The sequence below is a fragment of the Paenibacillus sp. NPDC056722 genome, assembly GCF_042790635.1.
Lineage (GTDB): Bacteria > Bacillota > Bacilli > Paenibacillales > Paenibacillaceae > Paenibacillus_AQ > Paenibacillus_AQ agri.
The window spans coordinates 461,904-478,840 of sequence record NZ_JBHTYV010000004.1 but is presented as its reverse complement, the minus strand read 5'-3'; the positions used below and the strand labels follow the sequence as shown (position 1 = coordinate 478,840).

The 16,937-nt window shown below is 35.7% G+C and carries 9 protein-coding genes and 4 pseudogenes; 11 read left to right on the top strand and 2 right to left on the bottom strand.

Translation table 11 applies throughout. The features are described 5' to 3' along the window. Positions 1-38: 38 nt before the first annotated feature. Positions 39-1,163: a DegT/DnrJ/EryC1/StrS family aminotransferase gene (locus ACFRAM_RS13630; RefSeq protein ID WP_379466297.1), complete on the bottom strand. Its 1,125-nt coding sequence runs from the start codon at positions 1,161-1,163 to the stop codon at positions 39-41. A gap of 193 nt (positions 1,164-1,356) precedes the next feature. Between ACFRAM_RS13630 and ACFRAM_RS13625 the strand changes: the two are divergent. After that, positions 1,357-2,376 (top strand): annotated as a pseudogene (locus ACFRAM_RS13625) (aldo/keto reductase family protein). A gap of 8 nt (positions 2,377-2,384) precedes the next feature. Here the strand turns inward: ACFRAM_RS13625 and ACFRAM_RS13620 are convergent. Then, positions 2,385-3,258: pseudogene (locus ACFRAM_RS13620) on the bottom strand (LysR family transcriptional regulator). Positions 3,259-3,444: 186 nt separating this feature from the next. On the opposite strand from ACFRAM_RS13620, the pseudogene ACFRAM_RS13615 reads away from it, so the two are divergent. The 10 genes and pseudogenes from ACFRAM_RS13615 to ACFRAM_RS13570 all read left to right on the top strand — a co-directional run. Then, positions 3,445-3,609 (top strand): annotated as a pseudogene (locus tag ACFRAM_RS13615) (RidA family protein); the annotation flags it as partial. A gap of 506 nt (positions 3,610-4,115) precedes the next feature. Continuing rightward, positions 4,116-5,171 carry a hypothetical protein gene (locus ACFRAM_RS13610; protein ID WP_379466296.1) on the top strand — a complete coding sequence of 352 codons (1,056 nt, stop codon included), beginning with the start codon at positions 4,116-4,118 and terminating at the stop codon, positions 5,169-5,171. Between the two features lie 244 nt (positions 5,172-5,415). After that, positions 5,416-6,405, top strand: a complete 990-nt coding sequence (locus tag ACFRAM_RS13605; RefSeq protein WP_379466295.1) for a hypothetical protein — start codon at positions 5,416-5,418, stop codon at positions 6,403-6,405. Between the two features lie 239 nt (positions 6,406-6,644). Continuing rightward, positions 6,645-7,457 (top strand): hypothetical protein, encoded by an 813-nt coding sequence (locus ACFRAM_RS13600; RefSeq protein ID WP_379466294.1) that lies wholly within the window; start codon positions 6,645-6,647, stop codon positions 7,455-7,457. A gap of 224 nt (positions 7,458-7,681) precedes the next feature. Further along, a complete protein-coding gene (locus tag ACFRAM_RS13595; protein WP_379466293.1) occupies positions 7,682-7,957 on the top strand; it encodes a hypothetical protein in 276 nt (91 codons plus the stop codon). A gap of 525 nt (positions 7,958-8,482) precedes the next feature. Continuing rightward, entirely contained in the window at positions 8,483-11,590 is a 3,108-nt protein-coding gene (locus tag ACFRAM_RS13590; RefSeq protein ID WP_379466292.1) for an ATP-binding protein, read from the top strand. After that, a complete protein-coding gene (locus ACFRAM_RS13585; protein WP_038593750.1) occupies positions 11,583-12,488 on the top strand; it encodes an RNA-binding domain-containing protein in 906 nt (301 codons plus the stop codon). The genes ACFRAM_RS13590 and ACFRAM_RS13585 overlap by 8 nt, the downstream gene beginning before the upstream one ends. Before the next feature lie 358 nt (positions 12,489-12,846). After that, positions 12,847-12,966 (top strand): annotated as a pseudogene (locus tag ACFRAM_RS13580) (DUF255 domain-containing protein); the annotation flags it as partial. Positions 12,967-13,190: 224 nt separating this feature from the next. Further along, a complete protein-coding gene (locus tag ACFRAM_RS13575) occupies positions 13,191-14,972 on the top strand; it encodes an HNH endonuclease (protein ID WP_379466291.1) in 1,782 nt (593 codons plus the stop codon). Positions 14,973-16,134: 1,162 nt separating this feature from the next. Continuing rightward, entirely contained in the window at positions 16,135-16,929 is a 795-nt protein-coding gene (locus tag ACFRAM_RS13570) for an AAC(3) family N-acetyltransferase (RefSeq protein ID WP_379466290.1), read from the top strand. The last annotated feature ends 8 nt before the right edge of the window (positions 16,930-16,937 follow it).

Here is a 16,937-nt window from a genome sequence, read left to right as displayed (position 1 = left end):
ATGATGGTTGTCTTCCCGGGAAAGGCATATGAGATAGATTATGAATAGTTCAAAATGATGGAAGCGATGGTCTCTACATCTTTTCGGGTCATTTCCAAATGCAAAGGTAAAGAGATAATGGTATGACTCAATCTTCCTGCATTTGGACAAGTGTTGGCCGACGAAGCAAAGATATTGTATTCCGTATTGTCGCGGTAATGGACGCCCGGATAGATCCCCTCATGATTCAATTGTTCAAACAGTTCGTCTCTGTGATTCACTTCAATAACATACAAGTGTCTTGAGGAAAGGCAGCCGTCTGCCACCGGAATGGGTTTCACCTTGTCCTTGGCTTGCTCAAAACAGGCATCGTACCAGTCGGATACTTTTCTTCTATAAGCATTGTCTTCATCCAGATATTTGAGTTGAACCAAACCTATTGCAGCCATAATCGAGTTCCCGTGATACTTGTACCCTACATCTCCGATTTCGTACATCCATTTATAGTTCCCCTGAGATCTGCTGTAAGTATCTTTATCGATTCCCATCCATGAAAGCTTTCTGCATAAGAGATCATGTTCGGGTTCACGCAAACAAATCATGCCGGAATCTGCGGTTGGCAGGTTCTTTACCGCTTGAAAGGAGTAGACTACGGCATCTGCTTCTTTTCCAGGAACGACTCCGTCAAGCTGAGTGCCCGCCATATGGGCTGCGTCAAGAATTAAGCTCAACCCATAATTAGCACAAAGTTCTACAATCCTTTTATATTGGCCAGTGTTCCCGCCCAAACCTACAAACATAACTGCTCGGGTTCGGGCTGTAATCTTCTTTTCCACATCATCGGGATCTAGGCATAAATACTGATCGACATCTGCAAAAACGACATTTAGATGTTCATACAATATGCTTTGGTTGGTCGCAATAAAGGTCAATGGTGTCGAAATGATTTCATCTCCGTCTTTCCAACCATAATTCTCTTTTAATACTTTGATAGCCAAGTGAAGTCCGGAGGTCGCCGAATTTACATAGTGAGCTTGCGGTAATCCTGTATACTTTTTCCACTGCTCTTCAAACTCGACCGTTTTGTGTCCCAATCCCGTCCAACCTTTTTCGAGGCACTCCCGTATCCCGTCCAAACACTCTTCCACTCGGTATACGGGTTTAAATAGTTGGATTCTACTCATTTAATGAAAGAGCCCCTTTCCAAACCCAATAATTTGTCGTTGATCTATCTTATGTTTATCATTAAATACATGGCACGGCGTTTGTCCTTTTAGATTTTAGTGAGGCAGGAATTAAAGCAATTAGGGCAGATGCGCCGGGTGTAGATATTTGCATGTTAGATGGGTAAATTCTAAGTGCTCCTGGTCATGTGGAATATTTTTTGCCGAACAATATTTTAATTATGGAGGTTGTACAACGAACTATCGTAAATTAGGAGCGAGTGGCTTACATTTAAGTGAGATTGCCATGGCAATTGGATTACACATGGTGCTCAAGTGGATAATGATACAGCCATGCTTATGTGCACGCTGCATTGGATGTAGGGATCACTACTTTTGATACTGCAGATGTATATTCCGATACGAAAGCTGAAGTGGTGCTGGGCCAAGCATTAAAAGGAGTGCACAGAGCTGATATCGAATTATGCACTAAAGTGTGCCATCCTACAGGGACAGGACGTAATGCAAGAGGTCTTTCTCGCAAACATATTATGGAGGCGTGTCACGCTTCACTGAACAGATTGCAGACTGATTACATTGATATCTATTATGCGCATCGCTTTGATGCAACAGTATCACTTGAAGAGACCCTTTTGGCTTTTTCAGATCTGGTTCGTCAAGGTAAGGTTCTCTATGTGGGGATAAGTGAATGGACGGCGGATCAGATAGCAGAAGGTGCTGTTTTGGCGAGGAAATTGAAGGTGCCATTGGTGGCTAGTCAACCTCAATATTCGATGTTATGGCGTGTTATGGAGACGGAGGTAGTTCAAGCTTGTGAGCGGGAAGGGATTGGACAGGTTGTCTGGTCACCACTTGCTCAAGGGATAAATATATGCCAGGGCAACCGCTGCCAGAGGGCTCACGTGCTTCGACAGCTGCGGGCTCATCATTTATGAACAGATTGGCCGGTCAGTGGCTGCGGACTGAAGTACTTGCGGCGATCTCAAATCTCTCTTCCATCGCAAGTGAAGTAGGGTTGACGCTTTCACAGCTGGCTATAGCATGGGTGTTGCAAAATCCACAAGTCTCCTCTGCGATTATTGGGGCATCCAAGCCTGAGCAAGTAATCGAAAATGCCAAAGCTGCGGGGATTCGTCTTGATAGCGAAGTGATGTTGCAAATCGATGCTGTGCTAGAAGGACTCGTTGAACGTGATCCTGAAAAAACGGGCTGAATATTATATTATTCAGGATTAATAACTTCTGGACTCAATTGCTCTATAATCTCAAGTAACGCGGATAAGGAGGCACGATTGGAATCGGTTCTCCAAGCTGCATAAAGGGGAATCGATGGTGTGCTTTCTTCAAAGGAACGAAATACGAGACCTTTCCGCTGAAAAATAGCAACTGAAGAGGGCACAATGGAAACGCCAAGATTAGCAGCTACCAAGTTTACAATGGTATACATCTGAATGGCTTCCTGTACAACATTCGGATACACATCGTGTTGGGCCGCAAAAGCTCATAATGAGGTCATGAAAAGGAGCTCCCAAATGACGTGGGAACGATATGAACGGCTCTGAAGTTAAAGTGCGAATTGACAACGCCGGTAAATGAGCGAGGTGATGCTGTTCAGGCAAAACGGCAAACAGGGATTCATTTACTAGGGGAAGATGGTTGAAAAATTTGCTAGATTCTGTGTAACTTACAAATCCAATATGAATCGTTCCTTCATGTAAAGCCTGCCACTGCTGAGCAGACGTCATCTCATGTAACGTGAGTTGTATTTGCGGGAAACGCTCCCGAAACACCTTCAACATATCAACCAATACTCCACCTGCTGCAGAATCAATAAACCCAATATTCAAATGTCCAATAATTCCTTGATCGGCTAGTTGCGTGTTTTTAATAGAGCGCTCTAGTTGAGACAGGATTAGTTTGGCTTCCTCTAGAAAAACTGCCCCCGCTGGCGTGATCCGAACCTGCCTCTTGTTTCGTTCTAATAATTTCACACCAATCTCATTCTCCAGAGCTTGAATTTGCTGGCTTAGAGGAGGCTGTGTCATATTAAGCTTCTCTGCTGCACGGTTAAAATGCAGTTCCTCTGCTACTGTGATAAAGTATTGCAATTTTTTTTATGTCCATACTTCTCATTCTCCCTTGAAAGGCTTCTTCAAGCAAGTATTTAATCTAAAAAATGGAAACTATCACTAACAATATGTAGTATTTATATGATGAATGAGTGCATGACGGATTAATATCGGTTACAAATGATAGACGAGGGGTGAGTGATTTGAGAAAATTTTTTCATGATTGATATTTCTCAAATGGCAAGTATACGGGAGGTAAGAGATCAATATATCAATGCAAGTAATCCTCCGGCCAGTTCGGCAGTTGAAGTTAGAAGGCTCATTCGTGATGACCTGCTGATAGAGGTGGAGGCTATCGCGGCAGTTGCGATGCCCTAGACAAGTACGGACACTTCTACAATCTGAGCTCAGAGATTTCTGCACTACCTCCGAGAAGACATGAGTAAGCGTATAACTTTATAACGTTCACTACGCGCGACAACAAGCCCATATTTCTATCTATTGGGTATAGCTAATTATTGACCCACACGAACCTGTCATTGATGGGATGTTCGCGTGAATCAATTTTATATAACATAATTATGCTGCGCCAAGTTAAGGGCAGCTTTTTCTTATTCGCTATATTTATACCCTGTTCATAATTCAATTTATATGAGAAAGTATTACTAATGGAGTTGATACATTTCAAAAATTTGTATATTAAGTATTTAATTTCAAATGTAATTCAGCTTATAATTGCTCATCGAACAATTTAACTGCTGCCCAATTACTAATACCCAGTTGTTTCATGCAAACTTAGCAAGTTGGAAGTGAATACTCGGGAAGATTCCCGTATTATCCCTAAGGTACTTTTCAATATAATTATTTAAATGAGGGCTATATTAATGATATTACTAAATGTATATGGGAAAATCGAACCGCTTATCATCTCTAGGAAACTTGGTATTGAGGTTTCAAACCTTCCTAATGACTGGGTTCTTGGGTTTCAAGATGATCTAGCGGAAGAAATTCTTTTGCGAGAACAGAATATAAGAGTTTGGGGGAAAACGAATATAAGCTCTATGGGAATTACTAATTATAAACCAAGCGAATTAGTAAAGGCCGCGAATTGGTCTGTAGATTCGGGAGTTCACGTTTCTGATTTACAAATTATAGCTGAGAATCTTATTGGCATTCAAATGTTAGACTTAGACAATTCTTATATGCGGCTGAAAAATGAAATGATGGATAGTCCAAGTTGTGAAACTTCATATCCGTATATGTTTATTAAATTTTGTTGTACTATTCAAAATGCATTTAGTGCAAAAAATATCTTGCATCAAAGAATACCTTTTTGTACCTATTCCTCTGATGAATTCAACTCTAAACCCTTGATTTTAAATTTTTTGTCAGCAACGATGAATTATGATTCTAATACTGAAAAATATAAAAAAGAGTGCATTTCTTCTCTTATAAAAGTGGGAGCTATAGTAGATAACTTTCTTGAAAGTGAAGAAGATTTTTGGATGTTCGACTATATCATAAATTCAATGTTTTTTGATCAAAAATATAATGCTTATCATATTTTCAAGGTTATGTCCTTAATCGAAATGCTTATAATAAATCCTAATGGCACTGGCAAAACAGTCGGCGAATTAGAAAGCAAGCTTCCTCAGTTTTTAACGGGAATACGAGTCGAAGATACTAAGAGAACTATTTTCGCAGAAATAATGAGAAAGTTAAGAAATAAAATTGCTCATGGAGATTTTAAAGCTGTACAGCAGTTATTAGAGCGTTATAGAACAGAGTTTATGGGCAATTATGATTATGATGAATTTGAATATAGCATAGAAAACTGGACATATCTTTCTATTTGTTGTGCACTGGATGAAATTCTTAGTGAAATTATATGGCAACTAATTACGAATAAATCAAAAATTAGAAGTATTCAGATAAGTTAAACTAATATGAGTGAACAGTTTGTCAAATGAAATAATAGACAATATATTGATCGTGTGTTCGCTGAATCAATTATTATAGAGGTTTCTGAATGAATTGGTGGAAGTTTTTTTATAGGAGCAGCAAGGGACTAGCTTACGTTTACAGTTTTCCAGATTATAGTATAATGAGGGCTATAATACATAAGAACCATTTCATTAAATGAAATTCACAATTTTTCTTCTTAAAAAGGAGTATCTTGAGTAGATGAGTTATACATCAACTAATATCCTTTCAAATTATGCAATTATTTCGAAAGTGAAAAATTTAATTGAATTATTGGGTTATGAAAAATTAAAAGATGATATAAAGGCTCCTAATTTAATAGCAAGTTATTTTTGGTATGATCATAAAAATTATAAATCCTTCGTAGGAGTAGAACTTTATATTTATCGAGAGGATGGAATTATTAGAGTAGATACCAGATCTAGAGCAGGCAGAAGCTACTGGGATCTTGAACAACAAAATAAAACTATTAAATATTTAAGAGATTTTTTTAGTGGGAGTTTTTCTACTGACGAAGGGAAAAATCGTTACTTGCCTGTAAATAAGATACCTCCTACAAAGTTAGAATCAGGGTTATTTATCTCGCGCTGGATCTATAATAATGCGCTAATAAAACCCAAAATATATCTTGATTCAAGGAATATGAAGGGTCAAGTTGCAAAACCTGAACCAACTGGTCTTGAGTTTATAGATCAAATGAATCCCAAACTGTTCTCTAATAACTTATTGATTCCATATTTAGTTGCAATATGGGAAGAATATCTTAAAAGTTCTTTTATAGTATTGCTAAAATGTACTGATAATCAAGATAGAATTCTAAAAAATGCTAGGCTTTCTGTAAATAATTTAAAGGATATCTCTATAGGCAAAATTTCAATTGAAGAAGCAGTTGTTGAAGGCCTATCTTTTCAAAGACCAAAGATAATTGCTGCGAATTTTAAAGTTTTAGATGAAAAAATTGATATATATTCAGTACTAAATAAACCAATTAAAAATAGAAAAGTATCGTTATTTGATTCTATTGATAGAACAATTGATTTGCGCAATGACTTTGTTCATACAGGGGGTATGGACATTAGTATTACAGATAAGAAGCTTAGAAACATTATAATTGATTTTGAAGTTGCTGTAGATCGAATTTATAATCGATTTGGAAGTTACTTTAGATTCAATCCTAGTAAAGATTTTTGAAATGATTAATAAAATTAATGTTATCTAACACCAAAATCGTGCTGCTCCGTTAATGCTTTGAATCTGGTTGGAGTTAATTATTTGTTAAGAAAACGCAGTCTGAAAACTCTGCATATTAACTTGCTTTATTCAGTTATTTGGTTATTTGTAATCTTTTAAGGTTCTTGATTATTGTGAATATAACAACGCTATTAGCAATAATACTAGAGCTAATTAATTAATTCGGGAGGTATTCTTGAATGTTAGAATATATTGGTGAGGAAGAGGACTATTCTACAGTAATTATTAACGGAGAAGAATTTGCTATAGAAGATGAGTATAAATTTATCATACCTAAATCAATAGTCACTGGAGTTAGGTTAGACGAACTACACCCTTTGTATAAAATGGAAATTTGTGAGAAGATTCAAGAAAATACAATTTATATAGAAACAGTTCCATATACAATTACCAGGGAATTTAGTGGGAATATGGCAGTAGTTGAATTTGAAGATTCTGGGAGACGGAAATTCTGGGATGGTCCTGTTGGCTTTAAGTTATATATGGAAACTAAACGTGATTTAATTATTGAGAGGCAGAAAGAATTATCAGATATTGTATTTGATGATTATGAAGACGATGGTGACTATATTTTTCTAAGATATTCTACGAGAATTGAGGCTGAATTACTTGAAACAGTAATTCAGCAGGCAGAACAAATAGTGAAAGAAATAGAAGGGGCTGCAGATCTAACACTTAATTCTCCTTTTAAAGAAGTGCACCGAGCAAAAAATGAGGCTGATTTTACAATTTCAATACTCATTCCTCTCATTAGAAAACTAGGTTTTTCTAATGTACGTTATAATCATGGAAAAAAAGAATATGGTAAGGATGTAATTTTTACAAGAAGAACTGAATTTGATGAATACGAGTATTGGGGGGTTCAGGTTAAATACGGAGATATTTCTGGAGGTGTAAGATCAAACATTGATGAATTAATAGGGCAAGCTATAGATGCCTATAGAATGCCTTTTTACGATGTATACACTAGATCAAAACAGAGAATATCTTAGCTGGTAATTGCGATCTCCGGGAGATTTAAAGAGAATGCAATTGAAAAAATTGTTGAGGGTATTGAAAACCATGCTCTTAGAAATAATATTGTATTTATTGATGGAGAAAAAACAAAAACTTTAATTGAACGATATAATCGTTAAGGTATTCTAAGAAGTCAGTAAACGTCCATTAAAATTGCATTTCACGCTATGGGCTCTTGATTATCAGGTATGAAGAGGACATGATAACGAAACAAGTGTTTTTAGAGCGAAAGGCTGTTCGTTCAAGACAGATACAGAAGCTGGAGGAAGAGTTGAAGGATTTGCGGAAGGTTGTAGTAGATGAAGGGAATTATCCGACTGTGGAGCAGATATATGAGCGGATAGGGGAGTTTAGGGAGTTATGGGGCGCTGCGGTGACAAGTGAAGAGAAGAATCGGGCGTTGAAGAAGTTAGTGGAGCGGATTGTGTATGATAGGAAAGGGAATCGGGTGGAGCTGACGGTTTGTTATAAATGAAGATTGATATATTCGTTCTTATTGCTTTCTCCTCACATGTTGAGTGCTGTGTGTTGTTGGTTAGGGAGTAGTGAGTTGGAGCCACATTCACCTGTTTAAATAGCTACTTTGCCCGAAGCTTCTAGAGTTCGGGCTATTTGTTATAACCAAAGTAATTAATTCAGCGTAAGACATTTGATGAAGATACCGTTTGTTGGATAGAGAATAGTATATATAGGACTACTTAAAAATGATGCTCCTGTCACTTGAGGAGGTCTTTTTTTGTTGCAAATGGGAAAAATTTCTGGAATTTAAAACCTAAATGGTCTATGCTTATTGTAGTTTTAGCATGTGTATAAATGATAGATTGTCAAGTTTTATTGATAGAAACCATCCAGAAGATTTTCCGGAATGAAATAAATAGGACATATAAAAATCTTCCTGCAAAGTAGGAGGATGTGAGTTTGGATAGATCAATGGAAGCTTTGTCCCATTTGTCTCGACGAATATCGAGAGGCTATTTTATTACAAGGGAGTAGATAGTTTATGACGTTTCGTGAGAAAATCCAACAATTGCGTAAAGGTGCAAGCGAGGCTCAATCTGCAACAAAAATTATCGATAAGCTCAAGGCCCTTAAAGACAGCAATGGTCCAGATACATCGTATAGATGGATATGGGAGTTGATTCAAAACGCTAAGGATGTCGTGAATGCAAGTGGATTCGTTGATATCGAGATTAAATTTAGCGAAGTTAATAAAACTATTGAATTTAACCATAATGGTCGATTGTTTACGACTGAAAACATAGTTTTTTTGATTGAGCAGGTTTCAACAAAAGAACGCTCATTGACCGCTGAGAACAAAAAGAAATCTACTGGTAAATTTGGAACGGGTTTCTTGACGACTCATTTGCTTTCTGAGAAAGTTCAGGTGCATGGATTTCTACAAGATGATAATGAAAGCCCTCGTTCCTTCAAGACGTTATTAGACAGGACTGGACAAGATAAAACATCAATCATGAATGCCATAAGTGACAGTTGTGATATGCTGGACAACGGAACAGAATGTGCTGTTGATGAGAGTCAAATGAATACAAAGTTTGTTTACGAATTGGATAGAGTAGGGATAGAAACAGCAAAGTCAGGCCTAAAAAATCTTCTAATTTCTATTCCATATGTATTTGCATTTGTGCCAGAGTTAAGTTCAATAACCGTTAGCATGGATAATTATGAAAGAGTGATTCGAAGAGGGGGGAAATTATCTGTAGAACTTCAATCTGCTAATGTTACCGAGGTACAAATCTCAACATCAAAAGGCGAAAACACTACTTTCGACAATAGGTATGTCTTTGTGCAAGCGAATAATGAGGTATCGATCGCTGTAGAAATTAAAAAAAACAGCACAAATGAAAAACATTTAATTGGGCTGCATAAGGAATTGCCACGGATTTTTTGCGATTTCCCCTTATTAGGCACTCATGACTTTGCATTTCCGGTAGTTGTCAATAGTCCATTGTTTAATCCCACAGAGCCTCGTGACGGCATCCCCTTGATTCATTCCGAGCGTTCAGGTGGTGACTCAGATGAGAACAGAAAAAGAATTATAGAAGCAATAAACCTATATAACGATATGCTTGACTATTTTTCAACGAAAGGTTACAAAGACCTCTATAATATTGTTAAGATTTCTGAACAATCCGAAAAAAATTGGCTCGACTCAGATTGGGTTGAGGAAATTCTTATTCATCCAATCAAAGAGCATATAAAAACAACTACTTTCATTCATAATAGTTTGGATGAAATTTGTTCTCTTTATGATGTTTGGGGTACCTCAAGCATTTTGATTATGAAAGATGAAACTCCTGAATATAGAAGTAAAGTTTGGGAGTTGTCAAATATATTGATGCCTGCGAAGATGACCCGAAAAGATGAAATCGAAAACTGGTACAACTCATTGTGGGTGGAGTGCCGCAATTTTGGCATTGTTGATCTAATTAAAGAGGTTGAGGACTGCGGTAATTTGGTGACCCTGAGTACTCGTTTGGGCTGTGATTCGATAAAATGGCTTAACGATTTAATTATTCTTCTATATCATAATTCAAGTAAGTTCATTGCTGAATTAGGGCGTAATCCATCCATTCTTCCTAACCAATGTGGAGATTTCTTACCTTTGGACAGAATATATGCTGAAAACAATATCGGCGAAATTTACAAGGATATAGCCTTAATTGCAGGTATTAATTTCAGAGAAAGATTGCTTGATAACAGGGTTTCAAAAGATTACCTGCAAGGGTTACAAGAATTTAACTTAAAGAATGTATTTAGTGAGCTTATTCAAACCCAAATTAATCAAGAAACAAAACCTGAATTTTATAAAGCTATCATCAATCTTCGTGCAGGAAAAAATGAAAAGCAAAATGAGTTTGTTGATATTGCTAAATGCCTATATCCAAATTGCTTTGATCAGTACAGCAGAGTAAATTATCTTAATGATAAACTGCTCTCCGACGCATTGAAGTTTTGGAGGGAGAAGATTTGTATAGATTTAAGTGACTGTGCTTCTATTAGTAGTGTCCTTGTTCATTATGACTTTCAAAATGACAGAGAAGTAGCTGAATGGGTTTCAAAATTGGCAAACCATTTCAGAATATGTGAGGATGAAAACTTACTTGATAGATACGCTGTATTACCAAATCAAATTGGGGATTTTATGTGTAAGAGTGCAATCTTTTTTGACGACGGAAGTCTTAATGAAATTCTAAAAGACGCGGCTACGTATTCAGGCAATGACGTAAGGGAAAAAATGTTGTTTGAAGGCATTGCAATTGAGTTACCCTTAAACCGAACTATATCGCTTGAAACTATAGCTCCAACAATCACTGACTATGTTAGAAATAACAATAAATCAATAAGACTAAACGATTTCGAGCTTAGAGAAACATTTAGAAACACTTGCGCATGGATTAGGGATAACCGCAAAGATAGTAGAGTTAGTAAGTGTTTTAAAGAACTTATAGAAAATCTTCATTGGTTCTATGACGATGAAGAAATTGCTGAAAGTATGGCAAAGTCAGAACAGTATGATGAAGTTTTAAAAAGATATAATGTAGCTGATATAAATGAATTGGCGAATATACTTGCAACTCAATCATCTGCGGGGAGCGAAGCTATTAGCATTTCAAAAGAACTTCTTGCTCAGTGGGGTATATCATCAGAAGAAGAACTTCGTAAGGCTCTGTCAAAGAACGTCTTTGGCTCTGCCCAGATTCATCAATCTACAAATAGTGCTGAGCTCTTTAGTTACGTTAAAAATATTCTAAATCGCTCAAGAACGAATATTGTAAACTTCTTATATGAACATGATGATTACGAGTTTGACAAAGACAATCTTCAGCTTATAGAAAATACAGCAAATACGATTTTTAGAGTTCGTAAATTAGGGCGAGAAATTTATATTATTGCTAGACCTTCGGATTTTGAACAAATAATTTTGTACTACGATACTGAAATAGATCTGCTGGATTTCGATAAAGATTGTGAACTATGGGTGGAGAATGAAGTTGATCCAATCCCCAAAAAAATTACTCTTGGCAGAATACTGAAATTGACGGGGGTAAACAAAATTCCATTGAGGAGTTTAAAGAATAATGATTGATAGACATACAATCAGTACGTTGTTAGGTTCAACATCTTTTAAGAACCTAGTCGGTGTAGGGATGGAATTAAAGCCGTATGAATTGGCTTTGCTTATGTTGCGTGCATTAGACAACTCTGAAGAATATGGGTATATCGTGATGGGTGTATCTAAGCTTATCAACAATTACGCGGTTGTTGGGTTAAGCCTCACGGTTAAAGACAGTGCTAAAGAACCTATCTCTACTGCATTGAGCCTTATATCCGTTGAACTTGAGGTTGAGTACGATAACATAGATGTTAATGGGAGAAATGTATTTGTAATAAAGTTGAAGAATAGCCCCAAAGCTCTTTCTATGAATTTTACAAGAGATCTCGATTCGCAAGAAGGTTTTATCAAAAATTTAATTGTAGCTTGTTTAACTTTACAAGCAAGAAATTATTATTCTAATGCAAGTGAAGACGAGCGTAATGATTATATTGGTGACATGCTTGCAGCCATCGGTTATAACATAAAAGACCAAACTAGACGAGGAAGTTCTTCGTCAGGCAAAGGTTCTGGTGAACTTGATATATTCGTGTCAAAAGACAGATTACCGTTTACTGTTATTGAAGCAATGAATCTTAGTTCTTTAAGTACAAACTACATTAACGAGCATTTGGATAAGATTTTTTCATACGATACTTCAGGTAATAAATTCAATGTATGCCTATCTTACGTCAAAATCGCAGACTTCAATTCGTTTTGGGAAAGATATTCTGCGCATGTGACGAATCACAGCTATCCTGCACCTTTGCTCTCATCAGATACAAGTATCGATGATGAATATGGGTATTCAGAATTAAGAATAATGAAGACCAATCATAATCGTTCGAGTAGAACGGTTATCTTGTATCATATTTGTGTCAAAATTCATTGATTTATATTAGATAATATGAAGGGTTGGAGTGAAGCTTGCTCTATGATATTTGGAACAATACATGATATGGCATCCTACTATAATAAAAGTTTTATAAATCAAAGAACCCCAGAAAACAGACAAGCATGCCTGGAAATGGCGATTACAAGGTATTTTTCTGATTTGGAAAGTGTTCGAATACTGACAAAAGAAACTTTTTAAAGATTGTAGTTACTTATGGGTATATTAAATGGTGGTGTTAATGACTATCATGAGCAAATACTTCAATTGTTTTCACTGCGCCTTCCCCCACCTTTTTGGGTAAACTACCCCTAAGCAATACTTTACCCAAATTCAACACGAAACGAGGTGATGCCCCATGACAACTCAGAAAGTACCCAATAGATTAGCCAAGGAAAAGTCGCTGTAATTGCTGAAACAGGCACACAATCCAGTTGACTGGTTTCCTTGGTCGGAAGAAGCTTTTGACAAAGTCAAGATAGCTTTAGTGCGCAAAAATTCTAGATAATAAAAAAATTCACCAATAAAACGTAACCACTTATTTTTCAATAGGTGGTTAGTTTTTAGTTTATAATAAAGTTACATAATGTAGAGCGACCTTCTACTAATTCTATATCTATTTTAGAAGAAATCAGAATCAGCCGCAAATAAAATTCGCTTGCAGGAAACAAAAATATTTCTAATGAAATGGGGGCTTTATGAATGGAGGTTAATCCTAAAGATCCTATTGTTCGTTATGCAATTTTGGAAGCACATGGTTTTCAATGCTATTATACTGAAAAATCATTGAATATGTTTAATGCAACAATAGATCATATAGTTCCGCAATCTTATGAAGGTAAATTAGACGAACTAAATGAATATAAGAGAGTACTTGGTCATGATGTAGACATAAATCATTTGTATAATTTGGTTCCTGCAACCTGGAAGATAAATTTATTAAAAAGCAACAAATTATACGAAGTACCACACGCAATTTTTTTAATAAATCGGGCAAAAGAAAAAGCCTCGGAAATAATAAAAAGAATCCAAGAGTTGAGGAATTTTAAAGATTTCGAAAGATATCTTGCGGCAATAAGCGCTTACATTAGTAGTTCAAATAACCCAAGGATAGAGTTTTCAAAAATAGTAGAATTATTACCTGAACAATTTGGTCCTTTTGAGAATAAAAGAGAAGTTACATCTGAGCATTTTTCAAGAAGTCTGCCTTCGGTAAGTCTTATGGCATTTTTACCTAGGATTTATGAGCAGTGTGGTAGTTGTTGTTTTGAATTCAGAAGTGTCTTTGTTAGTGATTGTATGATCACACTTTCACATAAGCAAATTACCCAACAACTGTTTTTAGGTTTGAATACTGATTACAAATTAGAGAAAAGAGGTTTTATAGTAGGTAAGCATTTTAATCTTCCAAATCTGTATTATATACAACTTGGTAATAATCGTTTTACATTAAAGGAAGAAGAAGTTGAAGATCTATGTAAAATAATTGATGACTTTGGAGGAGTTTTTGTTAAACGATTTCAATCAATTGAAAACAAATGGGGAGTATCAAATTTTTGTGAGTTTGATCCATATGAATGTTCAGTAAAACTTATTGAAATTAAAAGAAGTTTATGGAGGAAGATGATTGAGTTTTCGTGGGAATTTGATTATGCAAATGGAAATTCAGAATGGCATATATTTAATCGTACAAATGGCACTATAATGCTTTATCCAAATCGTATAATCTTGACAAGACTAGAACCTGAGAACATAGAATCTTATCATTATGAATCTTATATGAATCCCGATGAAACTTTATGGATTAAATGGAAGAGGTATGATAATCGATTAATAAAGGACGAAGAACCTTGGACGGCGGAACAGACATTTCATTGGTTGACAGAAAAGTTTATTCCTTATGTTGTCTATTACTATGAACTAGTCAATATAAAGAAACGCTGGTTTGAAAAAAGTATGGCTTTTCTTGAATTCAGTAACGATTTTAAAATTGACAACTACATAATAAATTCTAGTTTTCAGATAAAAAGAGACTTTAAACTTATTGACAGTGCTGATGATTTGTTATCTGAGATGTGTTCATTACAAATGTTTTTTAGTACTAACCCAAGTATTTCTTTATCTCTAGAAGAGATCAAGTCTATTTTTTTAGGAATAAAGTATATTCTGATGAATATAGAGTTACCAAACTACTCTTACTATTACATAAAAAAGCAAATTAATTATTCAATGCTTGAAAAAAATAATCATATGGATGCAATAGCTTTAATTAATCATAAATTAGAGACTATTGTTGAAGAAAATATAACTTTGGGGCAAATTGGTGAGTTATTTAAGTGCTATATTGAAGCACTTAAATGCAAGAATGCAATAAATAATCTTAATAAAATAGTCATTAAGGAAGTTATTAAACTACTCGAACCAATTTGGGAAAGATATTATTTTATTGAATACATAAAGCGAATTGGTAAAGATAACAATTAGAATTATTGTGTAGAGCAAGTTATTGACCCACACGAACCTCTCATTGATGGGATGTTCGCGTGAATCAATTGTTAAGAAGCTTCTGCCAAAGGAACTGGCGGAGGCTTTTTGTTTGAAAGTATAAGATTAGTGATCGTCATATTCTTCCATTTAATAGTATAATAAAAACATGCTCCAAAAAGGCTATTTAAACACGATGTTTTCGTTTAATCAATTGTATTCCTTATATTTATGAACTTCGTGAATATTACGTTATATGAAAGATCGGCAATTTAAAAGCTTGACTAGAAAATAAATAATAACAAAGGAATTAATCGATGAAAGTATACTTAATTATCATTCAAGGTTTTTATTTATTGACTCTACTTCCTTGGTTTTTTATTTGGGGATTATCCTTTATGGTATTTGATAATGGAATCTCATTATGGGGTATATCGATAATGATTGTAGTTTCTTTGTATCCTGTTGCTGTTGTAATATGTTCAATTTTGTCTTGGCTATTAAAGGAAAAGGTAAAATCACTAAATATTTTTCTTATTAGCGCAATTCCATTACTGTGGGTGATCTCTTTGGTGGCAGTAATAATAGGGTATTAGTTTTGAGCTCAATCATGCGTTCGTTAATTAGAAACTAGTAAAATTATGGATCTAGATAAGTTGGAAAATGAATTGCAAGAGGAAATTTGATAGTTATTTCGAAGATGACCGATCCATCATATAACACCATATTCACGCATCGGGCCATCCGGCGGTTGAAATACTGGAATTTGTTACACCAAACTTTTTTAGATGAACACAAAATACCAGATAGCGTGCTTGGGAAAGAATTTGATAAAATCACAACAGCAGAGGCAAAAGAACTGGATGAATACAAAAAACGTAAATACAAGAGTTAAAACATTTTCTAATGTTGTACCCAAACATAAAATTAGAGATTGGGTATAGCTAGTTGTTGATTCACACGTACCTGTAATTGATGAGATGTTCGTATGAATCATATATTAATAGAAACTTCTGCTGCAAGAGCAGGAGTTTTTTGTTTCTAGCTTTTGTTTTAACTATATTACACCCACGTAACTTCCTCCCCTTAGATGATACAATATACACATTCTATTATCCGACAATCCCACTTCATTTTTCAATAAACTTCCAAGGAGTCAAACATGGAAATATCCCATACTTTGCAAACCAGAAATTCAATCATTAAAGATCTAAAACAAATCGGCGTTAAAGAGGGCATGACGCTGATCGTCCATGCTTCCCTGAAAGCTTTAGGAAAAGTTGTGGGGGGGCCTGTCACTGTTATTTTAGCGTTGGAAGAAGCGGTGGGGCTGAATGGAAATATTGTTATGCCGACACAAACTGAACATTTGTGTGAACCGATGGAGTATAATGATGGTTTGACTGAAGAGGAAATACAAATAATAAAAGATAATATGCCTATCTATTACCCTGATCTAACGCCAACTTCATATATGGGATTTATCCCTGAAACGTTTAGAAAACAAAATGGAGTGCTCCGAAGCTCGCATCCTCATGTTTCATTTGCTGCATGGGGGAAGAATGCTAAGCGCATAACGGACAATCATAGCTTGGACTATGGGTTAAGCGAGACCTCTCCCCTGGGTAGGATCTACGAATTAGAGGGATATATTCTATTCCTTGGCGTTCCAGCGGATACGAATACTTCATTACATCTAGCAGAGTACAGACAGAAGAACACTTTTATTCAACCGAAAGTCTGGGGAGTGAAGATGCTAGTGGATGGAATTGAACAGTGGACTACTTATAATGACATTAATAATGAATCTGACGATTTCGGTCAGATTTTTGATGACTTCAAGTCCAACAGTGACTTGGTAAAAGAGGGACTGGTAGGAGAAGCTAAGAGTTATCTGATACCCCAGAAAGAAATGGTTGATTACGCTTTAGAATGGATGAATCGGAATAGAAGATAAGTCCTTCT

What these genes read in the sequence shown, in the direction of transcription:
- ACFRAM_RS13630 (WP_379466297.1), bottom strand. Translation starts at nt 1,163, where the DNA reads ATGAGTAGAATCCAACTATTTAAACCCGTATACCGAGTGGAAGAGTGT.
- ACFRAM_RS13610 (WP_379466296.1), top strand. Translation starts at nt 4,116, where the DNA reads ATGATATTACTAAATGTATATGGGAAAATCGAACCGCTTATCATCTCT.
- ACFRAM_RS13605 (WP_379466295.1), top strand. Translation starts at nt 5,416, where the DNA reads ATGAGTTATACATCAACTAATATCCTTTCAAATTATGCAATTATTTCG.
- ACFRAM_RS13600 (WP_379466294.1), top strand. Translation starts at nt 6,645, where the DNA reads ATGTTAGAATATATTGGTGAGGAAGAGGACTATTCTACAGTAATTATT.
- ACFRAM_RS13595 (WP_379466293.1), top strand. Translation starts at nt 7,682, where the DNA reads ATGATAACGAAACAAGTGTTTTTAGAGCGAAAGGCTGTTCGTTCAAGA.
- ACFRAM_RS13590 (WP_379466292.1), top strand. Translation starts at nt 8,483, where the DNA reads ATGACGTTTCGTGAGAAAATCCAACAATTGCGTAAAGGTGCAAGCGAG.
- ACFRAM_RS13585 (WP_038593750.1), top strand. Translation starts at nt 11,583, where the DNA reads ATGATTGATAGACATACAATCAGTACGTTGTTAGGTTCAACATCTTTT.
- ACFRAM_RS13575 (WP_379466291.1), top strand. Translation starts at nt 13,191, where the DNA reads ATGGAGGTTAATCCTAAAGATCCTATTGTTCGTTATGCAATTTTGGAA.
- ACFRAM_RS13570 (WP_379466290.1), top strand. Translation starts at nt 16,135, where the DNA reads ATGGAAATATCCCATACTTTGCAAACCAGAAATTCAATCATTAAAGAT.